At 63.4% G+C, this 17878-nt stretch carries 12 protein-coding genes and 1 tRNA gene; 6 read left to right on the plus strand and 7 right to left on the minus strand.

Translation table 11 applies throughout. From position 1 onward, the window contains the following. Positions 1–18: 18 nt before the first annotated feature. Positions 19–1521, minus strand: coding sequence for a DEAD/DEAH box helicase (locus AQZ50_RS07855; RefSeq protein ID WP_067745072.1), 1503 nt, complete (start codon positions 1519–1521; stop codon positions 19–21). Positions 1522–1843: 322 nt separating this feature from the next. After that, entirely contained in the window at positions 1844–2404 is a 561-nt protein-coding gene (locus AQZ50_RS07860) for a hypothetical protein (RefSeq protein ID WP_067745075.1), read from the minus strand. A 264-nt stretch (positions 2405–2668) separates the two neighbouring features. Between AQZ50_RS07860 and AQZ50_RS07865 the strand changes: the two genes are divergently transcribed. Together AQZ50_RS07865 and AQZ50_RS07870 are read left to right on the plus strand one after the other, a co-directional pair. After that, positions 2669–4147 carry an FAD-binding oxidoreductase gene (locus AQZ50_RS07865; protein WP_067745077.1) on the plus strand — a complete coding sequence of 493 codons (1479 nt, stop codon included), beginning with the start codon at positions 2669–2671 and terminating at the stop codon, positions 4145–4147. Between the two features lie 117 nt (positions 4148–4264). Beyond that, positions 4265–5041 carry a SapC family protein gene (locus AQZ50_RS07870; protein ID WP_067745080.1) on the plus strand — a complete coding sequence of 259 codons (777 nt, stop codon included), beginning with the start codon at positions 4265–4267 and terminating at the stop codon, positions 5039–5041. Positions 5042–5418: 377 nt separating this feature from the next. On the opposite strand, the gene AQZ50_RS07875 is transcribed toward AQZ50_RS07870, so the two are convergent. Continuing rightward, complete coding sequence (locus AQZ50_RS07875) at positions 5419–6393, minus strand: N-formylglutamate amidohydrolase (protein ID WP_067745083.1); 975 nt, start codon at positions 6391–6393, stop codon at positions 5419–5421. A gap of 168 nt (positions 6394–6561) precedes the next feature. Here AQZ50_RS07875 and cpdR point away from each other — a divergent pair, with 168 nt between their 5' ends. After that, positions 6562–6951, plus strand: coding sequence for a cell cycle two-component system response regulator CpdR (gene cpdR, locus AQZ50_RS07880; protein WP_067745086.1), 390 nt, complete (start codon positions 6562–6564; stop codon positions 6949–6951). Between the two features lie 94 nt (positions 6952–7045). Then, positions 7046–7120: transfer RNA gene (locus tag AQZ50_RS07885), tRNA-Val, on the plus strand. Positions 7121–7180: 60 nt separating this feature from the next. Here the strand turns inward: AQZ50_RS07885 and AQZ50_RS07890 are convergent. Next, positions 7181–8650, minus strand: a complete 1470-nt coding sequence (locus AQZ50_RS07890; RefSeq protein ID WP_231730165.1) for a globin-coupled sensor protein — start codon at positions 8648–8650, stop codon at positions 7181–7183. 326 nt (positions 8651–8976) lie between these two features. Here AQZ50_RS07890 and AQZ50_RS07895 point away from each other — a divergent pair, with 326 nt between their 5' ends. Further along, positions 8977–11577 carry a TonB-dependent receptor gene (locus AQZ50_RS07895; protein WP_067745408.1) on the plus strand — a complete coding sequence of 867 codons (2601 nt, stop codon included), beginning with the start codon at positions 8977–8979 and terminating at the stop codon, positions 11575–11577. A gap of 75 nt (positions 11578–11652) precedes the next feature. Here AQZ50_RS07895 and AQZ50_RS07900 read toward each other — a convergent pair whose 3' ends face one another. Further along, entirely contained in the window at positions 11653–12423 is a 771-nt protein-coding gene (locus tag AQZ50_RS07900) for a crotonase/enoyl-CoA hydratase family protein (protein WP_067745092.1), read from the minus strand. Positions 12424–12691: 268 nt separating this feature from the next. Between AQZ50_RS07900 and AQZ50_RS07905 the strand changes: the two genes are divergently transcribed. Then, positions 12692–13915, plus strand: a complete 1224-nt coding sequence (locus AQZ50_RS07905; RefSeq protein WP_067745095.1) for an NADP-dependent isocitrate dehydrogenase — start codon at positions 12692–12694, stop codon at positions 13913–13915. 73 nt (positions 13916–13988) lie between these two features. Here AQZ50_RS07905 and adhP read toward each other — a convergent pair whose 3' ends face one another. After that, positions 13989–15020: an alcohol dehydrogenase AdhP gene (gene adhP / locus AQZ50_RS07910; RefSeq protein WP_067745098.1), complete on the minus strand. Its 1032-nt coding sequence runs from the start codon at positions 15018–15020 to the stop codon at positions 13989–13991. A gap of 168 nt (positions 15021–15188) precedes the next feature. Beyond that, a complete protein-coding gene (gene alaS / locus AQZ50_RS07915; protein ID WP_067745099.1) occupies positions 15189–17846 on the minus strand; it encodes an alanine--tRNA ligase in 2658 nt (885 codons plus the stop codon). Positions 17847–17878 lie beyond the last annotated feature (32 nt).

The following is a 17878-nucleotide window of genomic DNA, read 5'->3' on the forward strand; positions in this document are numbered from 1 at the left end:
CGCAGCCGGCGCCGTGGATCAGAGCGCTGAAACGTGGAGGAACCCCGGGATCGGACCGTTCCAGGCACCTGTTTCGCCCACAGGTGCAGCCGGTGACGGCGCGGGAGCGCGCGGCTCGGGAGCAGCGGCGCGACGCTCTGCGGGCCGCGCATCCGATTTTTTCGGCCGCTCGGCGACGACCTCGACCGGTGCCGCTTCGATCGGCGCCACGTCCCCGGACGCAACGGCTTCGGGCTTCGGCCCGGCCTTGCGTGAAGATTTGCGCGCCGGGCTGCGCTCCGCCCCACTCCGCTCCGCCCCGGCGTGCTCTGATGCGCGAGGCTCGCTCCGGTCGGCGCTCCTGCTGCTCCGCTTGCGAGGCGCTTGCACTTCATCTTCGCTCGAAGACCGGCTCGCCGCCTGGTCAAGCCCGATGGTAATTTCGGGAATCACCATGCCGGTCAGCTTTTCGACATTGGCGATCGCTTCGGCATCTTCGTCGGAAACCAGCGTGATCGCGCGACCTGTGGCCCCGCCTCGCCCGGTCCGACCGATGCGGTGAATATAGTCATCGGGGTGCCAGGGCGTGTCGAAATTGAACACATGGCTGACACCTTTGACATCCAGCCCGCGCGCCGCCACATCGGACGCGCACAGGATGTTGACATGGCCGTCCTTGAACCGTTGCAATTCGGCGACCCGCGCCGGCTGATCCATGTCGCCATGGATTTCGCCTGCGGAAAAACCATATTGCTTCAAGCTCTTGGCCAGATCTCGCACAGTGGTTTTGCGATTGGCAAAGATGATCGCGGTCGACACCTTTTCCTGCGTCAGCAACTGGCGCAGCGCCTTGCGCTTGTCGCGCGCCGGTACGCGAATTTTGTACTGGGCGATATTGATGTTGGCGCTGGCGGGCCGGGCCACCTCGATATATTTCGGGTTGGACAAGAACCGGTCGGCCAGCTTCTTGATCGGCGGCGGCATCGTCGCTGAAAACAGCAGCGTCTGGCGCGTCGTCGGCAGCTTGCTGCAGATCGTTTCGATGTCGGGAATGAAGCCCATGTCGAGCATGCGATCGGCTTCGTCGATGACCAGCAGTTCGCAGCCCGTCAGCAGGATCTTGCCCCGCTCGAACAAGTCCATCAACCGGCCCGGCGTCGCGATCAGCACGTCGACCCCGTCGGACAGCGCCTTGATCTGGTCCCCCATCTGCACGCCGCCGATCAGCAGCGCCATGCGCAGATCGTGGTTCTTGCCGTATTTCTCGAAATTTTCGGCAACTTGCGCCGCCAGTTCGCGTGTCGGTTCGAGAATCAGCGAACGCGGCATCAGCGCGCGCCGTCGGCCATGCGCCAGAATGTCGATCATCGGCAGCACAAAGCCGGCGGTCTTGCCCGTTCCGGTCTGCGCGATACCGATGATGTCGCGCATCATCAGTACCGAAGGAATGGCCTGCGCCTGAATCGGCGTCGGCTCGTCATAGCCGGCATCGATAACCGACTGGAGCAACTGGTCAGACAGGCCGAGATCGGCGAACTTCATGCGCAGCGGTTTTCCTGATTGGAGAAACAAACTTCACGTCGACATGCCGCATGATGCGACAAGTTCCTGACGGTGAGACGACCGGAAACGGGGCAGCTAAAAATGCGCGTCCGGCCCTGTTTTTCGGATCATGACCGAAAAGACCAAACCGTAACGCGACATCGGCCACCCCCAAAACCCGCCCCGGCGCAACAGCGTTGCGCAAGGCAAAGCTCCAAGCCTGCCGAAACCTTCGCGCCCTATGCCGATAATCCCGGCAAAGTCAAGAAATGCCGAAGAACGAATACCCGGCATGGACGGTTTTTCTCGCGCAAAGCGCCATTCAGTTTACCGGAACCAATTCGCGTATCTGCCCAATCGTACATGTCGCCCCGGCGCGCGAATGAATCGTGTCGCGACCGGCGCAAAGCTGACCATCGGCGGTCGGGGTGACATAGAACCCCATATAGAAATCGCGCGCCGCGCACGTCCGCGACAAGTCGGCACCGACCAGGCGATGGTCGCGCATGATCAGCAGCAGCCGGTCCCCCGCCAGCGGGCGCACCCCGGCAATCGCCGCCACCGCGACGCAAGGCGGAATGCGGCGCTCGCGCAACCGCACCGGCAAAGGCTCCGGCGCGGGCGGCGGCACGTCGCGCATGACTGCGGGATCACCGGGCGTGATGCGGATGATCAGATGCTGTTCGATACGCACCTGATGCCAGTCGCCGTCGGACAGCGCGCCTGCCAGTGACTGCGCGCCGCCGTGTGTCGGCGCGACATCCACCGGCGCCTGCGACTCAGCGGCTTCCGGCACGAACAGCGCGCCCAGCGCAATGGCCCCGCCCGGCAACAGCAACGCCGCCAGCCCGACCGCAATCAGGAACCGCCACCTGCTCTTCATCGGGCAAACGACCGCCCTGCCCGACGCGCCGCAACCAGACGTCGAGCGGCGAAAATCTTCACCGCTTCGCTTTCAATCGCTCGTGCTGCGCCCGTCATCCGGTTTTTCCGTTCATAACCCGCCGAGACCGACGCCGACCCCCCGCCGGCCGTCATGTCCCGATTTCACCCCTTGCCATGCCGCATACTGCTTGAACCACCGCTTAACCCGCCCTCAAGCAAAAATAAATTGCCCGCGCACGAGCGCAGGATTAGCGATCATGTCATGACCACCGAAACGATCCCGGCACGCGATCACGCGCAAGCCAGCGACACGGCATCGGAAATCCGGACGACGGAGTTCCTCGCCGCGGCATCCGCCTTGCTGGGCCCCAAGGGCTTTGCCACCGATCCCGACATCCTCGCCCCCTGGCTCACCGATTGGCGTGGCCGCTATACCGGGCGCGCGCTCGGCCTCGCGACTCCGGCTGACACCGCGCAAGTCGCCGCGCTGGTCAGACTGTGCGGGCGCCATGGCGTGCCGATCGTGCCGCAGGGCGGCAATAGCGGCATGTGCGGCGGGGCAACCCCCGATGCCAGCGGACACGCAGTGCTGATCAACATGCGACGGATGGACGCGATCCGGCGCATCGATCGCGCCGGACGCCAGATCGAATGCGAGGCGGGCGTCATCCTCCAGACGCTGCACGAGGCGGTCGAGCGCGAAGGCTTGCGCTTCCCCCTCACGCTCGGGGGGAAAGGCTCGGCGACCGTCGGCGGGCTGATCTCGACCAATGCCGGCGGCACACAAGTGCTGCGCCACGGCTGCATGCGCGCGCAAGTGCTGGGGCTCGAAGCGGTGCTGCCCGACGGGTCGGTGCTCAATCAGCTTGTCCCGTTGAAAAAGGACAATCGCGGATTTGACCTGAAACAGTTGCTGATCGGGTCGGAAGGCACGCTGGGCGTGGTCACGGCGGCGACGCTGCGGCTCGAACCCGCCGTTGCCGCGCGCGCGGTCTTGTGGGCGGGGGTCGAATCGATTCAGGCCGCCCGTGCGCTGCTGCTCCATGCCCAGGACAAGGCGGATCGAGCGCTCGAAGGCTTTGAAGTCGTCCCGCGCCAGTCGCTCGATGCCGTGCTCGCCTATCTGCCGACGGCACGCGCGCCGCTCGAAGGCGATCATCCCTGGAACGTCTTGATCGAACTCGTCGCCGATGCCTCCGGCGCCGATGCCCTGCCGGAACTGGCCGAAAGCCTGCTGGTCAGCGCATTCGAAGCCGGCCTCGTCGCCGACGCGACAATCGCCGCCAACGAAGCGCAAGCCGAAGCGTTCTGGTGGCTGCGCGATTCGGTTGCGCCGGCCGAGCGCGCCAAGGGCCCGGCGATGCAGCACGACATCAGCGTTCCGGTCGAACGCATGGCCGATTTCATCGATTATGCCTCGCCGCTGCTCGAGCGCGAATTTCCAGGCACGACGGCGGTCGGGTTTGGGCACCTGGGCGACGGCAATATCCATTTTCACGTTCTGGCGCCCGCAGGAGTCGACGCCCTCGCCTGGGAAACCGGCGAAGGCAAGGCGATCAGCCGCAAAGTCCACGACCTCGTTACCGCGTGGGGCGGATCGATTTCCGCCGAACACGGTATCGGTCAGCTCAAGCGCGACGAATTGCAACGGCTGGGCGATCCGGCGGCGCTTCACCTGCTGCACGCGATCAAGGCCGCGCTTGATCCGCAAGGCCTGTTCAACCCGGGCAAGCTGGTTTGAACGGAAAGCTACCTAGATGGATGCAGGTGACCTTGCGCGGCCCCGCAGCCTCCCCTAAACGCCGCGCATCTGCCGGGGGGCACAGGTGCCCCGCGTGTGCTTGACGGAGAGTGACCGATGGCCAGCGCGCCTGCCAACCTGCCCCTGTTCTACAATGACCTCGTTCCGCTCAACACGCGCGACCATGCGACCTGGCACGCGCGCGGCGTCGACAAGGCGCCGTGGCTCGCCCATCAGCATGCCGTTCCGCTGACCGTCGAGGAATTCCCCCAGGCCGGGCGTCATTTTCCGATCGTCTTTGCCAGCGGCGACAACACCGTTCCGCTCGCACTGATGGGCCTCAACGAAGGCACCAACGTGTTTGTCGAAGATGACGGCACGGTTACGCCCAACATCTATCTTCCGGCCTATGCCCGCCGCTATCCGTTCATGCTGGCCAAATTGCAGCCGACATCGGAAGAGCTGTCGCTGTGCTTTGACCCGACATCGGGGCTGATCGGCGAATTCGAAGACGGGCAGGCTCTGTTCGACGGCGAAGCGCCCTCTGCGACGACCACCGCCGCGCTGCAGTTCTGCGAACAGTTCGAACAGGCAGGGCAACGCACGCAGGCGTTCATCGAGGAACTGAAGAAGCATCAGTTGCTGATGGAAGGCGAGGTCTCGATCCAGCGCCAGGAAGGCGGCCAGCCTTTCGTCTATCGCGGTTTTCAGATGATCGACCAGGAAAAGCTGCGCAATGTTCGCGGCGACGTGCTGCGCGGCTGGGCGCAGAGCGGCCTCCTGCCGCTGATCTACGCACACATGTTCTCGCTCGAACTGATTAGCGCCGTCTTTGCCATGCAGGTTCAGCAGGGCAAGGGTCCGCAGCCGGTCGCGCCGGTTCCGGCGTTCTGATCCCAACCCATCGCACTTTCTAAAAAAGGGGGTCGTCGGCATGTCCGGCGGCCCCCTTTTTCATGACGGCAAGCGCCGTCCACCCGGACTAGAGCGGGCAAGCGGCGGCGCGGCGACCATCTTGCGACAAAACTTGCTCCACTCTGAACGTAAGGTTTTGCAAGGTTCACGCAAAATTTCTTGCGCCATCGCATCACCTTGCCTATTCTTTGCGTGTTGCACCGGGCTCCCCTCATGGTCCGGTTCGACTGGCGCGCTTTCGAGCGCGCCTCCTCCCTGAACCTTGGCCACCTGGAGCATGTCTCCAGGTGGTTTTTTGTTGGCCTGTTACCCTACGGCAACGGTCAATAACGAGCCCCGACGGGCCATTCGCGCCGTCATTCGGCAGCGGCGCGCCAGCGTAGCCGGTCTCGCCCGAGCGCGGCAACATCGACTGCCAGCCGCCGAACCATCCCGGCCAGCAGAGCGGTGACCGATTCGAAACCGACGCCCGGTTCTGCCATCGCCGCGTCGAGATAGGCCGTGCGGTCGATCTCGATCTGCACCGCGTAGACGCCCGCGCTGCGCCGCGCATGACGATCGAGCACGAAACCGCCGGCATAAGGGCGATTGTGCGCGACCGGTCGGCGCTCTGCGGCAAGGTAGGAAAAGATCGATGCGACCAGTTCCCCGTCGCAGGCTGTGCCGAAACGGTCGCCGACGACGAATTGCGCCGGTGCGCCGCCATTGCCGGGCAGCGGCGGCATCGAATGGAGATCGATCAACAAGACCGCGCCCCACTGTTCGCGCACGCGCTCGACCAGCGATTCGAGCGCGGCATGGTAGGGCTGATGAATCGAGGCGATCCGTTCGACAAGGTCGGCATAGCGCAGCCGCCCCTTCCACAATTCGCCGACCCCCGGCAGGCGACGCGGCACCAGCCCCAGCCCGCTGCGTGCGCGATGCCCGGAATGGCCGGATCCCGGCGCTCCCGGATGCGCTGCCGATCGCGGCGCGTCGGCCAACATATCCCAATCGACATCGTCGACCGCGCGATTGAGATCGATCATCGCACGCGGCGCTTCGGCCACGAGAAGGCACGCACCGGTTTCGCGCGCCACTGCATCGGCAAGACAATCGACCAGTCGATCTTCAAGCCGCAGCAGGACGTGATCGGGCGCGCGCAAGGCTGCCAGAACATGCGCCGGATAGCACCGCCCGCCATGCGGCGCAGCCAGAACGATCGGAACCGATGCCGCTTCGTGCGCCAGACAACGAAATGCCCTCACGCCCGGCAGCCCCGCAATCGCCCCGCCGCCGATTTCGGTGGCGCGTGGGCGCGAATCGCCGACATGATTGCGTGTCCATGACATTGGGCAAAGGCTGCAACCGAATGGCGCTTGTGTCAAAGTGACCTTGCGTCGTTTTTGCGGCACATTTTTAACCGGGCAGGTCTATAAGCGACGCGACCGGTCTCGGGTCGGCTCGCTCGCCCCGGCTGCACGACTATCAGAACCGTTCGCAAATTTCAGAAGGTGATCATGATCCGCATCCTGCTGGCCGAAGACGACGAAGCCATGCGCGCCTACTTGTCCCGCGCGTTGGAAAATGCCGGGTTCGACGTCGCCGCGGTCGACCGCGGCACTGCCGCCGTGCCCCTGCTCGAACGTCAGCGTTTTGACTTGCTGTTGTCGGACATCGTCATGCCCGAAATGGACGGCATCGAACTCGCCCAGCGCTGTGCCGAGATCAGCCCGAACACGAAAGTCATGTTCATCACGGGCTTTGCCGCAGTCACGCTGAAGGCCAACCGCGAGGCGCCACAGGCCCGCGTCCTGTCAAAACCCTTTCATCTCAAAGACTTGGTTCTCGAAGTCGAGCGCCTCTTTTCCGATCATCCGCTTGCCGGAAACAGTCGTCCGCCGATGTGAACGATAAGGTCACGAATCCGCTTGCAAGGCGGGATAAGCGTGGCTAAAGGACCGCTCCCGGCACTGAAGAGGCGCCGGGGAATGCGATGGTGCCGGGCGTATAGCTCAGTGGTAGAGCACTATGTTGACATCGTAGGGGTCGCAAGTTCAATCCTTGCTACGCCCACCATCGCCAAATAAACCCGCCGCCCCCAGGGGCAGGCGGGTTTTTTCTTGTGCTTGTCGAAGTTCAGGCGCGAAGCCGCTCCGGCATGTCATCGTCGAACACATTCCCGCCGCGGGCCTCATCGTCCCGACGCGCCTTGTCGCGCCGCTCCAGCTTGAATCCGGCGACCAGACGGTTGAGCCGATCGGCCTGTTCGGTCAGACCGCGCGCAGCCGCGCTGGTCTGTTCCGCCATCGCCGCGTTCTGCTGCGTATCGAGGTCCATGTCGGCGATTTCCTTGCTTACCCGTTGCAGACTTTGGGTCTGATCGTGGGCATAGGCTGCAATGTCGCGAGTCTGGGTACTGGCATCGCGGACGCCCTCGATGATCGCTTCGAGCGCGTTGCCGCTTCTCGCCACGAGATCCACCCCCGCCTTTACGTCTTCGCCCGATTTGCCGATCAGATCCTTGATCGATTTGGCGGATTCGGTCGTGCGATGGGCCAGCGCACGCACTTCGCTGGCAACGACGGCAAAGCCCTTGCCCGCCTCGCCCGCACGGGCGGCCTCGACTCCGGCATTCAGGGCGAGCAGGTTGGTCTGGAACGCAATGCCTTCGATCACCTCGATGATCTTGGATATCTCCTCGGAAGACGTCTTGATCTTGTCCATCGCCGCCATCGCGCTTTCGATGATCGTGCCGCCTTCGCATGCGCGCTGATCGACATCGGCCACCGTGCGATCGACCGTCGTGGCGCTCTTTGACGTGGTGGCCACGGCATTGGCGACATCGCGCATCACTTCGGCGGTGCGCGCCAGCGCAGCGGCCTGGCGCTCGGTCCGTTCGGCCTGATCGCCGGCGGCAGAGCTGATCTCATAGGCGCCCATATTGATGCTTTCGGCGGCCACCGTCATCGACACGATCATCGCGCTGATGTCCCGACGCATCGCGTGGAAATCGATGGAGAGCTGCTCGTAGATCGGAGGCAGGTCTGCCAGGTCGGCGCGCAGATCGCCGGTAGCCATTGCCGCCAGCGCCCCGCTGACGACGCCGATGACCGCCTGGCGCCCTTCGGCATCGGCCTTGAAATAGGCGCCGAGCGCCGCTTCCATGTCGAGCAGCGCGGCCTTGACCAGCGTGGCCGTCCCCTCGCCCAGCCCGCGCCCAAACACGCGCATCGCGGGATGCGCGGCAAAAGCCTGACGGATCAGTTCTTCCAGCGTCAGCGCATAGGCACCGACATAAAGATCGGGAGTCAAGCCCACGGCGGCGTGGCCCCGGCCGATCCGTTCGGACCTTTGCCGGGCGGCGGCATCAAACGGGCCGCGAAACAGATCCTTCCAGTGCGCCAGCTGGGCTGCTGCAGCGCCCTCACGCTTTTCGCGCGTCGGCAGCAATTGCCTCGTCACACTGTGCTCCGCGATGCGCGCGTAAAGGCGATCGAGCGCACGACTGCCAAACCGTCGGATCATCCGCGCAGCCATGGGAAGCGCGCGCTCGTTACGGGCATCGAGCTCTACGAACGTTTCCTCGAACGGAATTGTCCCGGTCACCTTTGCAACGCTCGCGCTATCCGGCGCACCGCCATTTTGCATTGTCTCATTCTTTCGCCAGTCACTCTTTGGTCAGTCATTCTTTGATCAGTCATTCTTTGGTCAAAAAATAGCTAAACCACAAACGCCCACGTCTGGTGTCCTTCGACCTAGGGACTTGCCCGCATGTCATTGGCACATATCGCCTTTGTGCACCGCGCTGCAGCGCACCAGCTGCGAACCACCATCATTCTGTAACATCAAGCTGCAAGGGCTTCGCCGAGTTGGCCTGCACAGTCTTGAAACGCGCCTGGCCAACATGTTGCGACAACAGGGGCTTGATAATGATGAAATCCAATCGTGCGCGCCGCTACGGCGCGGGGCTGATCACGCTGGGCCTGGCACTCGCCAACAGTCAGGCTTTCGCCCAATCGACCGGAACGCTCGATTTCGACAAGGAAATCGTCGTCACCGGCACTCACGACAAGCTGACCAAAGGCATCGACGGGTTCGTCATTCCCGACACGTCGAAAGCCAAGGCCGAATTGAACCAGGCATTCATAGAGCATCAGGTGCCCGGCCAGTCGATCAACGACATCATCAACTATCTGCCCGGCGTCAGCTTTCAGAACAACGATCCTTATGGCGGCGCCGGCGGCACACTGACCATTCGCGGCTTTGACGCATCGCGCATTTCCGAAACCTTTGACGGCGTCACGCTCAACGACGACGGCAATTATGCGCTCTATGCGCAGGAACTGCTCGATACCGAAGTGATCGACAAGGTCACGGTGAACCTGGGCACCACCGACGTCGACAGCCCGACGTCGTCCGCTTCGGGCTCGACGGTCAATTTCACGTCGCACATGCCGACCGACGAGAAACATGCCAAACTGGTCGCCTCGTTCGGCCCCGATCTCTATTACCGCGTATTCGGCATGGTCGACACCGGCGTGCTGAACGCATCGGGCACCAAGGCATGGTTTTCGGCGAGCAAGACCCAGAACGATTCGCCGTTCAACAACTACGGCCATATCCGCAAACACGAATTCAACGGCCGCATCTATCAGCCGCTGGCCCATGCGGGCGATTTCATCTCGCTCGCCGGGTTCTACGTGGTCCTGCGCAACAATTTCTCGGGCTCCGATCCGCTGTCGAACGTGCCATTGGCCAGCGATTCGGGCACCGGCTTTACTTATTTCCCCGCCTCGACCGGCGCGGGCAGCTTTTACACCTATCAGCCCTGCTCGGTCGCGACCGGAACCAAGGGCGTGGCCGATACGAAGCCGAACGCGTGCGGCACGGCCTTTGACTATCGCGACAACCCGGCCAACCTGATGAACATCCGCGCGGCGATGAAGCTGACGCTCAGCGACAAGCTGACATTTACCTTCGATCCGTCCTACCAGTTCACCAAAGCCAATGGCGGCGGCACCACCGGCGCCTATGAATCGGGCTGCTACCTCATTGCGGGCAAGTGCCAGACCGCCGGGGCCACTTCGACGCCATCGGGAACGCCGCTTTATGGCTATATCAACGGCAGCTATTACATCGGCAGCGATCTCAACCACGATGGCGATGCCATCGACCGGGTGACCATGCTGGTGCCCAGCGAGACCAAGACGCACCGGGTCGCGGCAACGACCTCGCTGCGCTACGATGCCTCGCCGACGCAGACCATGCGCCTCGCTTATGCCTTTGCCCGCTCCGACATCACGCAGTCGGGCGAAATGACCTTCATCGGCACCGATGGCGGCACGATCCAGCCGTTCCCGACCGAGACCCCGCTGCTCGATGCCTCGGGCAACGCGATCCAGAAGCGCGACACCGAATCGATCGCGATGCTCAATCAGGTCTCGGGCGAATATCGCGGCAAGTTCCTCGACAATCACCTGACCATCACGCTCGGCCTGCGCGTGCCGTTCCTCCACCGCGAGTTGCAGAACTATTGCTTTACGCGCAATTCCGGCGGCAGCGTCTCGTGCGTTTTCGGCGCCAGCCAGGCCGCCTATGCCGCAGCCTTCCCCTATGCATTGAGCACATCGGGCACGCCGAGCGGATCGGCCCTGCCGCAGACCCGCACGTATAACTACAGCGCGGTGCTGCCCAATGCGGGGCTGACCTATATCCTGCCGGTCGGCGAAACGTTCTTCAATTATTCCAAGGGGTTTTCCGCGCCGCAGACGACCGCGCTGTATCAATCGTTCTATTTCCCGCAAGGGACGGCGGGCGCGCAGCCGGGGCCGGAAAAGACCGACAACTTCGATCTCGGCTGGCGCATCAACGGCCATGCCATCACCGCGCAAGTCGATTTGTGGTACACCCATTTCACCAACCGGCTCGGCCAGTCGTACAATCCGACCGAAGGCACCTCGATCTATTCGAACCTCGGCACGGTCAATCGCTATGGCATCGACGCCGACCTCGCGTACCATATCAACGAGCACGCGACGGCGATGCTGTTTGGCTCCGGCCTGCATTCGAAGATCCAGGACAACGTCATTTCGGGCGTCGGCACCTATCTCGCAACCGCCGGAAAGTTCGAATCGGGCGTTCCCGAATATACGTTCGGCGGGCGGCTGCAGGGCAATTACGGCCCGGTCACTTTCGGCATTCAGGCCAAGCACACCGGCCCGCGCTTCGTGAACGATGAAAACCTGCCCTATACCTCGTCGGGCAATACCGGCGTTGTCGACGGCACCGTCGTCTACCCGGCCAAGACCCCGGCCTATACGCTGGTCGACCTCGACCTCCGCATGGCGCTGAGCGCGATCGGCCTGAACCAGGCCTCGTATGTCCAGCTCAACGCCACCAACGTGTTCAACGAACATTACGTCGGCGGCTTCAGCGCGACGACCTCAACCACGCAGACGCTGACCGGCACATTGACCAATGCCCAAGTCGGCGCCCCGCGCACGGTGATCGCAACGCTCGTGCTGGGCTTTTGATCGCCCTCATCGGGCAACACCAAAAAAAGGGGCGGCGATGCACCTGCATCGCCGCCCCTTTCCTTTTCTGACGGATTACTTGCCCTGCCAGTTGGGCTTGCGCTTTTCGGCAAAGGCGGCGGCGCCTTCGCGCGCGTCGGACGAGGTGAACACCGGCGCGATATAGGACGCCTGCTTGTCCCACATGTCGGCCTCGGTCCATTCGTGCGAATCGCGGATGATCGCCTTTGACGCGATCAGCGCAAGCGGGCCGTTTTCGGCAACGCGCGCGGCCAGGGCCTTGGCCGCGCCAAGCGAAGCGCCCTCGCTGATCTGGTTGACAAAGCCCAGTTCATAGGCGCGCTGCGCCGTGATGAAATCGCCGGTCAGCGCCAGTTCCATGGCAATGCGCGGCGGGATCTGGCGCGGCAGCTTGATCAACCCGCCGGCGGCTGCGGCAAGCCCGCGCTTGGCTTCGGGAATGCCGAACCGGGCGGCTGCACTCGCCACGATCAGGTCGCACGACAGCGCCAGTTCCATCCCGCCGGCCAGCGCATAGCCATCGACTGCCGCAATGATCGGCTTTTTCGGCGTCCACTGCGACAGTCCGCCAAAGCCGCGCCCCGGAATCGAGGGCGACTCGCCGCGCAGAAAGCCCTTGAGATCCATCCCCGAACAGAACGTGCCGCCTGCCCCGGTCAGGATCGCGCAGCGCAAATCGGCCTCGGCATCGAGCCGGTCCATCGCGGCGGCGATGCCTTCGGCTGCGGCCTTGTTCATCGCGTTCTTGGCTTCGGGGCGGTTGATCGTGACAATCAGGACATTGCCGTCAACTTCTGTCAGAACTTCGGGGGCAGTTTCACTCATCGCATCCTCCAAACGCTTAATCGCTTGATTAAGTTCTAGGCAGGACAGGCGTCCCCTGTCCAGCCTTCTTGCATATCGCCGCCTTGCGCCTAGGCAAAAGGTCGCAAGAAAGCGTCGCGCGCGCCGCCTTGCGCGCAACGCCGCACCTGCTAAGGGACGTTCCACAGAGTCTGCCTGCGTTTTTCGCCCTTGGGCGTCCGGCGCAGCGGGCCCCCGATTACTCCCCAACCAGGGCCAACTCCCCTACCCAGGAAGGCAAAGCACCCTCATGGCGAAGATCAAGGTGAAAAACCCGGTCGTCGAACTCGACGGCGACGAAATGACCCGCATCATCTGGCAATGGATCCGCGAGCGGCTCATTCTCCCCTACCTCGACATCGATCTCAAGTACTACGACTTGTCGGTCGAGAAGCGCGACGAGACCAGCGACCAGATCACCATCGATTCGGCCAATGCGATCAAGAAGTATGGCGTCGGCGTCAAATGCGCCACGATCACGCCTGACGAAGCGCGCGTCGAGGAATTCCACCTCAAGAAAATGTGGAAGTCGCCCAACGGCACGATCCGCAACATTCTGGGCGGCGTCGTCTTCCGCGAACCGATCGTGATCCAGAATGTGCCCCGGCTGGTTCCGGGCTGGACCGACCCGATCGTGGTCGGACGCCATGCCTTTGGCGACCAGTACAAGGCGACCGACACGCTGATCCCGGGCCCGGGCAAGCTGCGCCTCGTGTGGGACGGCGAAAACGGCGAAAAGATCGATCTCGACGTGTTCGATTTCCCGAGCGCGGGCGTCGCCATGGCGATGTACAACCTCGACGATTCGATCCGCGATTTCGCCCGCGCCAGCTTCAACTATGGCCTCGACCTCGGCTGGCCGGTCTACCTGTCGACCAAGAACACGATCCTCAAGGCCTATGACGGCCGCTTCAAGGATCTGTTCCAGGAAGTGTTCGACACCGAAGGCTTCAAGGAAAAGTTCGAAGCTGCCGGAATCATCTATCAGCACCGCCTGATCGACGACATGGTCGCTTCCGCGCTCAAGTGGTCTGGCAAGTTCGTCTGGGCTTGCAAGAACTATGACGGCGACGTGCAGTCGGACATTGTGGCGCAGGGCTTTGGCTCGCTCGGCCTGATGACCTCCGTGCTGATGAGCCCCGATGGCAAGACCATCGAAGCCGAAGCAGCCCACGGCACCGTCACCCGCCACTATCGCCAGCACCAGCAGGGCAAGCAGACCTCGACCAACCCGATTGCGTCGATCTTTGCCTGGACCCGCGCGCTCATCTATCGCGGTCGTTTCGACGAGACCCCGGAAGTGGTGAAGTTCGCCGAAACGCTCGAACGCGTGTGCATCGCCACGGTCGAAAGCGGCAAGATGACCAAGGATCTCGCGATCCTCATCGGCCCCAACCAGCCGTGGATGACGACCGAGCAGTTCTTCGAAGCGATCGTCGAAAACCTCGAAACCGAAATGAAGACCTGGGCCTAAGCCTTCTGATCTTCAGTCAAAAAAGGGGGCCCCGGATGCATTCCGGGGCCCCTTTTTCGTCAGGTCCGGCAGGTCATCCCGCCATATCGAGCACGACGCGCCCTTCGATCGTGCCCTTGTGCATGCGATCGAAAATCGTGTTGATGTCTTCGAGCCGGGCTGTCTCGATCGTCGCACGCACTTTCCCGGCAGCGGCGAAATCGATCGATTCCTGCAAATCGAGCCGCGTGCCGACAATCGAACCGCGCACCGTGATCCCTTCCAGCACGACATCAAAGATCGGCAGCCCGAATTCCCCCGGCGGCAAGCCGTTGAGCGCCACCGTCCCGCCGCGCGCGACCATGTCGATCGCCTGACGGAAGGCCGTCGTACCGACCGCCGTAACCAGCACGCCCTGCGCCCCGCCGCCCGTCGCGCGGCGAATGGCCTTGCCCGGATCTTCATGCAGCGCGTTGACGGTGACCACCGCGCCCAGCTTGCGCGCCAGAGCGAGCTTGGCGTCATCGATGTCGACCGCCGCGACATTCAGCCCCATCGCCAGCGCATATTGCACGGCCATGTGGCCCAGCCCGCCGATCCCCGAAATGACCACCCAGTCGCCCGGCTTGGTATCGGTGACTTTCAGCCCCTTGTAGACAGTCACCCCGGCGCAGAGAATCGGCGCGATCTGCTGAAACGAAATGTTCGCCGGCAAATGTCCGACATAGTCGGGATCGGCGACGACATATTCGGCGAAGCTGCCATTGACCGAATAGCCGGTGTTGAGCTGGCTTTCGCACAGCGTTTCCCACCCGCCGAGGCAATGGCGGCAATGACCGCAGGCCGTGTAGAGCCAAGGCACGCCGACCCGGTCCCCCTCTTTCACATGCTTTACCCCGGCGCCCACACCGGAAACGAAGCCGACGCCTTCATGGCCGGGAATGAACGGCGGCACCGGCTTGACCGGCCAGTCGCCGCAGGCGGCATGAAGGTCGGTATGGCATACGCCAGAGGCCTGAATCGCGACCTGAATCTGGCCGGGGCCGGGCGTGGGGATCGCAACGTCCTCAATCACCAGCGGCTTGCCGAATTCTCGAACAACGGCAGCTTTCATCGTCTGGGCCATGCGCCACCTCCTGCAAGCGGGCGCGCACTATCAACGCCCGTCTGCAAAATGCCCAAAGGCCCGCACACCGGCATTGCGCTGAATCAAGATGCCACTGATCCAGCGGGAACATCCACCTTTTCAGATGCTTGTGGCAAAACCATGCCCCCGGCTTTCACCGGGGCATGATCAGCCGGCCATAACCGCCCGCACTGCGTCAAGCGCAGCCGCCGCGCTGGCACCATCAGGCCCGCCGCCTTGCGCCATGTCGGGTCGACCGCCGCCGCCCTTGCCGCCAAGCGCCGCAACGCCCGCCCGCACGAGATCGACCGCGCTGACTTTGCCGGTCAGGTCGTCGGTCACGGCGGCGGCGATGCTCGCCTTGCCGTCATTGACCGCGATGATCACCGCCACGCCGGATTCGAGCCTCTGCTTGGCCTGATCGAGCAGCCCGCGCAGTTCCTTGGGATCGAGCCCATCGAGCACTTGCCCGGCAAATTTGATGCCGCCGATGTCCTCGTCCGCGCTCACCGCGCCGCCAGTGCCGCCACCGAGCGCGAGCGCCTTTTTGGCCTCGGCCAGTTCGCGTTCGAGTTTGCGCCGTTCATCGAGCAGCGCGGCGACGCGCGCTTCGACATCATCGGGCGTGGTGCGCAACAGGCTGGCGGTGTGCTTCAACGCTTCCTCGCGCGCGACCAGCCAGCTGCGCGCGCCTTCGCCGGTCAGCGCCTCGATCCGGCGCACGCCCGATGACACCGCCGATTCGGACACGATGCGAAACACGCCGATATCGCCCAGCGCGCGGACATGGGTGCCCCCGCACAATTCGAGCGAATAGGCGCCCGCCCCGGTGCCGCCCGCCCCGGTCGTTCCCATGGTCAACACGCGCACTTCATCGCCGTACTTTTCGCCAAACAGCGCCATCGCACCGGCTTCGATCGCTTCATCGGGAGTCATCAACCGGGTTGTGACCGGGCTGTTGCCGCGAATTTGCGCGTTTACTTCGGCCTCGACCACCGCAATGTCTTCGTTCGTCAACGCGACCGGCTGCGAAAAGTCAAAGCGCAGCCGTTCGGCGGCAACTTGCGACCCTTTTTGCGTGACATGCCCGCCCAAGCGGTTGCGCAGCGCCTGGTGCAGCAAATGCGTCGCCGAATGGTTGGCACGCAAGGCGTCGCGACGGGTTTGGTCGATCGCAAGCCGCACCACATCCCCGACGCGGATCGTGCCCTCCTCGATCACACCGATATGGGCGTGGAGCTTGCCCAGCGGCTTTTGGGTATCGCTCACGGCAATCGCCAGCCCGGCGGCTGCAATCGTGCCGGTATCGCCCTGCTGCCCGCCGGATTCGCCGTAGAACGGCGTCTGGTTGGTGATCACCGTCACCGCTTCACCGGCACGCGCCTCGATGGCTTCGCGGCCGTCGATGACCAGCGCGACGACCTGCGCCTCGCCCGTGGTGGCGGTATAGCCGGTAAATTCGGTCGCGCCGACGCGTTCGGCAATGTCAAACCACACTTCGCCGTCGGCAGTCTGGCCCGAACCCTTCCACGCGGCGCGCGCGGCAGCCTTTTGCTGCGCCATGGCCGCGTCAAACCCGTCGCGATCGACGGAAATCCCGCGTGCGCGCAAGGCGTCTTCGGTCAGGTCATAGGGAAAGCCGAACGTGTCATAGAGCTTGAACGCCGTTTCACCGGGCAATGCGGCGCCCTCGCCCAGCCCCAGCGTCGCTTCGTCGAGCAGCTTGAGCCCGTTGGCCAGAGTCTGGCGAAAGCGGGTTTCCTCGCGCTCAAGCACTTCCTCGATCAGCGCGCGCGCGCGCCCCAATTCGGGGTATGCGGCGCCCATCTCAGTGATCAGCGCCGGGACCAGGCGGTGAATCAGCGGCTCTTTCGCGCCGAGCAAGTGTGCATGGCGCATGGCGCGGCGCATGATGCGGCGCAGGACATAGCCGCGCCCTTCGTTCGACGGCAGCACGCCATCGGCCAGAAGGAAGCTCGACGAACGCAGATGGTCGGCAATGACGCGATGGCTGGCGCGATGCGCGCCTTCGGCCTTGACCCCGGTCAGCGCTTCGCTCGCCGCAATCAGCGCACGGAACGTGTCGATGTCATAATTGTCGTGCTGCCCCTGCATCACCGCCGCGATGCGTTCGAGCCCCATGCCGGTATCGATGCTCGGATGCGGCAGATTGCCCGTGATTTCGCCCGCAGTCTGTTCAAACTGCATGAACACGAGATTCCAGATCTCGATGAAGCGGTCGCCGTCTTCCTCCGGCGATCCCGGAGGGCCGCCCCAGATGTCGGGACCATGGTCATAGAAAATTTCCGAGCACGGGCCGCATGGGCCGTCATCGCCCATTGCCCAGAAATTGTCCTTGGTGGCGATGCGGATGATGCGGTCTTCGGACAGGCCCGCAATCTTTTGCCACAGGCCAAAGGCTTCGTCGTCGGTGTGATAGACTGTGACGAGCAGCTTGTCCTTGGGCAGGCCCCATTCGCGCGTCAGCAAGGTCCAGGCATGGGTGATCGCCTGTTCCTTGAAATAGTCGCCAAACGAGAAATTCCCGAGCATTTCAAAGAAGGTATGATGCCGCGCGGTATAGCCGACATTGTCGAGATCGTTGTGCTTGCCCCCGGCTCGGACGCATTTCTGCGACGACGTCGCGCGCGGCGTGTCGCGCGTTTCCAGACCCGTAAAGACGTTCTTGAACGGGACCATGCCCGCATTGGTGAACATCAGCGTCGGGTCGTTATAAGGGACAAGCGGCGCCGAAGGCACCACTTCGTGCCCATGCGAGCCGAAATAGTCGAGAAAGGACCGGCGGATTTCGTTCGTCGAAGTCATGGGAGTTGCGATTAGGCGAGCATTCGCGCCCA

The organism is Novosphingobium sp. Fuku2-ISO-50, from assembly GCF_001519055.1.
Lineage (GTDB): Bacteria > Pseudomonadota > Alphaproteobacteria > Sphingomonadales > Sphingomonadaceae > Novosphingobium.

What these genes read in the sequence shown, in the direction of transcription:
- AQZ50_RS07870 (WP_067745080.1), top strand. Translation starts at nt 4,265, where the DNA reads ATGGCCAGCGCGCCTGCCAACCTGCCCCTGTTCTACAATGACCTCGTT.
- AQZ50_RS07855 (WP_067745072.1), bottom strand. Translation starts at nt 1,521, where the DNA reads ATGAAGTTCGCCGATCTCGGCCTGTCTGACCAGTTGCTCCAGTCGGTT.
- cpdR (WP_067745086.1), top strand. Translation starts at nt 6,562, where the DNA reads ATGATCCGCATCCTGCTGGCCGAAGACGACGAAGCCATGCGCGCCTAC.
- alaS (WP_067745099.1), bottom strand. Translation starts at nt 17,846, where the DNA reads ATGACTTCGACGAACGAAATCCGCCGGTCCTTTCTCGACTATTTCGGC.
- AQZ50_RS07875 (WP_067745083.1), bottom strand. Translation starts at nt 6,393, where the DNA reads ATGTCATGGACACGCAATCATGTCGGCGATTCGCGCCCACGCGCCACC.
- AQZ50_RS07865 (WP_067745077.1), top strand. Translation starts at nt 2,669, where the DNA reads ATGACCACCGAAACGATCCCGGCACGCGATCACGCGCAAGCCAGCGAC.
- AQZ50_RS07900 (WP_067745092.1), bottom strand. Translation starts at nt 12,423, where the DNA reads ATGAGTGAAACTGCCCCCGAAGTTCTGACAGAAGTTGACGGCAATGTC.
- AQZ50_RS07860 (WP_067745075.1), bottom strand. Translation starts at nt 2,404, where the DNA reads ATGAAGAGCAGGTGGCGGTTCCTGATTGCGGTCGGGCTGGCGGCGTTG.
- AQZ50_RS07895 (WP_067745408.1), top strand. Translation starts at nt 8,977, where the DNA reads ATGAAATCCAATCGTGCGCGCCGCTACGGCGCGGGGCTGATCACGCTG.
- AQZ50_RS07905 (WP_067745095.1), top strand. Translation starts at nt 12,692, where the DNA reads ATGGCGAAGATCAAGGTGAAAAACCCGGTCGTCGAACTCGACGGCGAC.
- adhP (WP_067745098.1), bottom strand. Translation starts at nt 15,020, where the DNA reads ATGGCCCAGACGATGAAAGCTGCCGTTGTTCGAGAATTCGGCAAGCCG.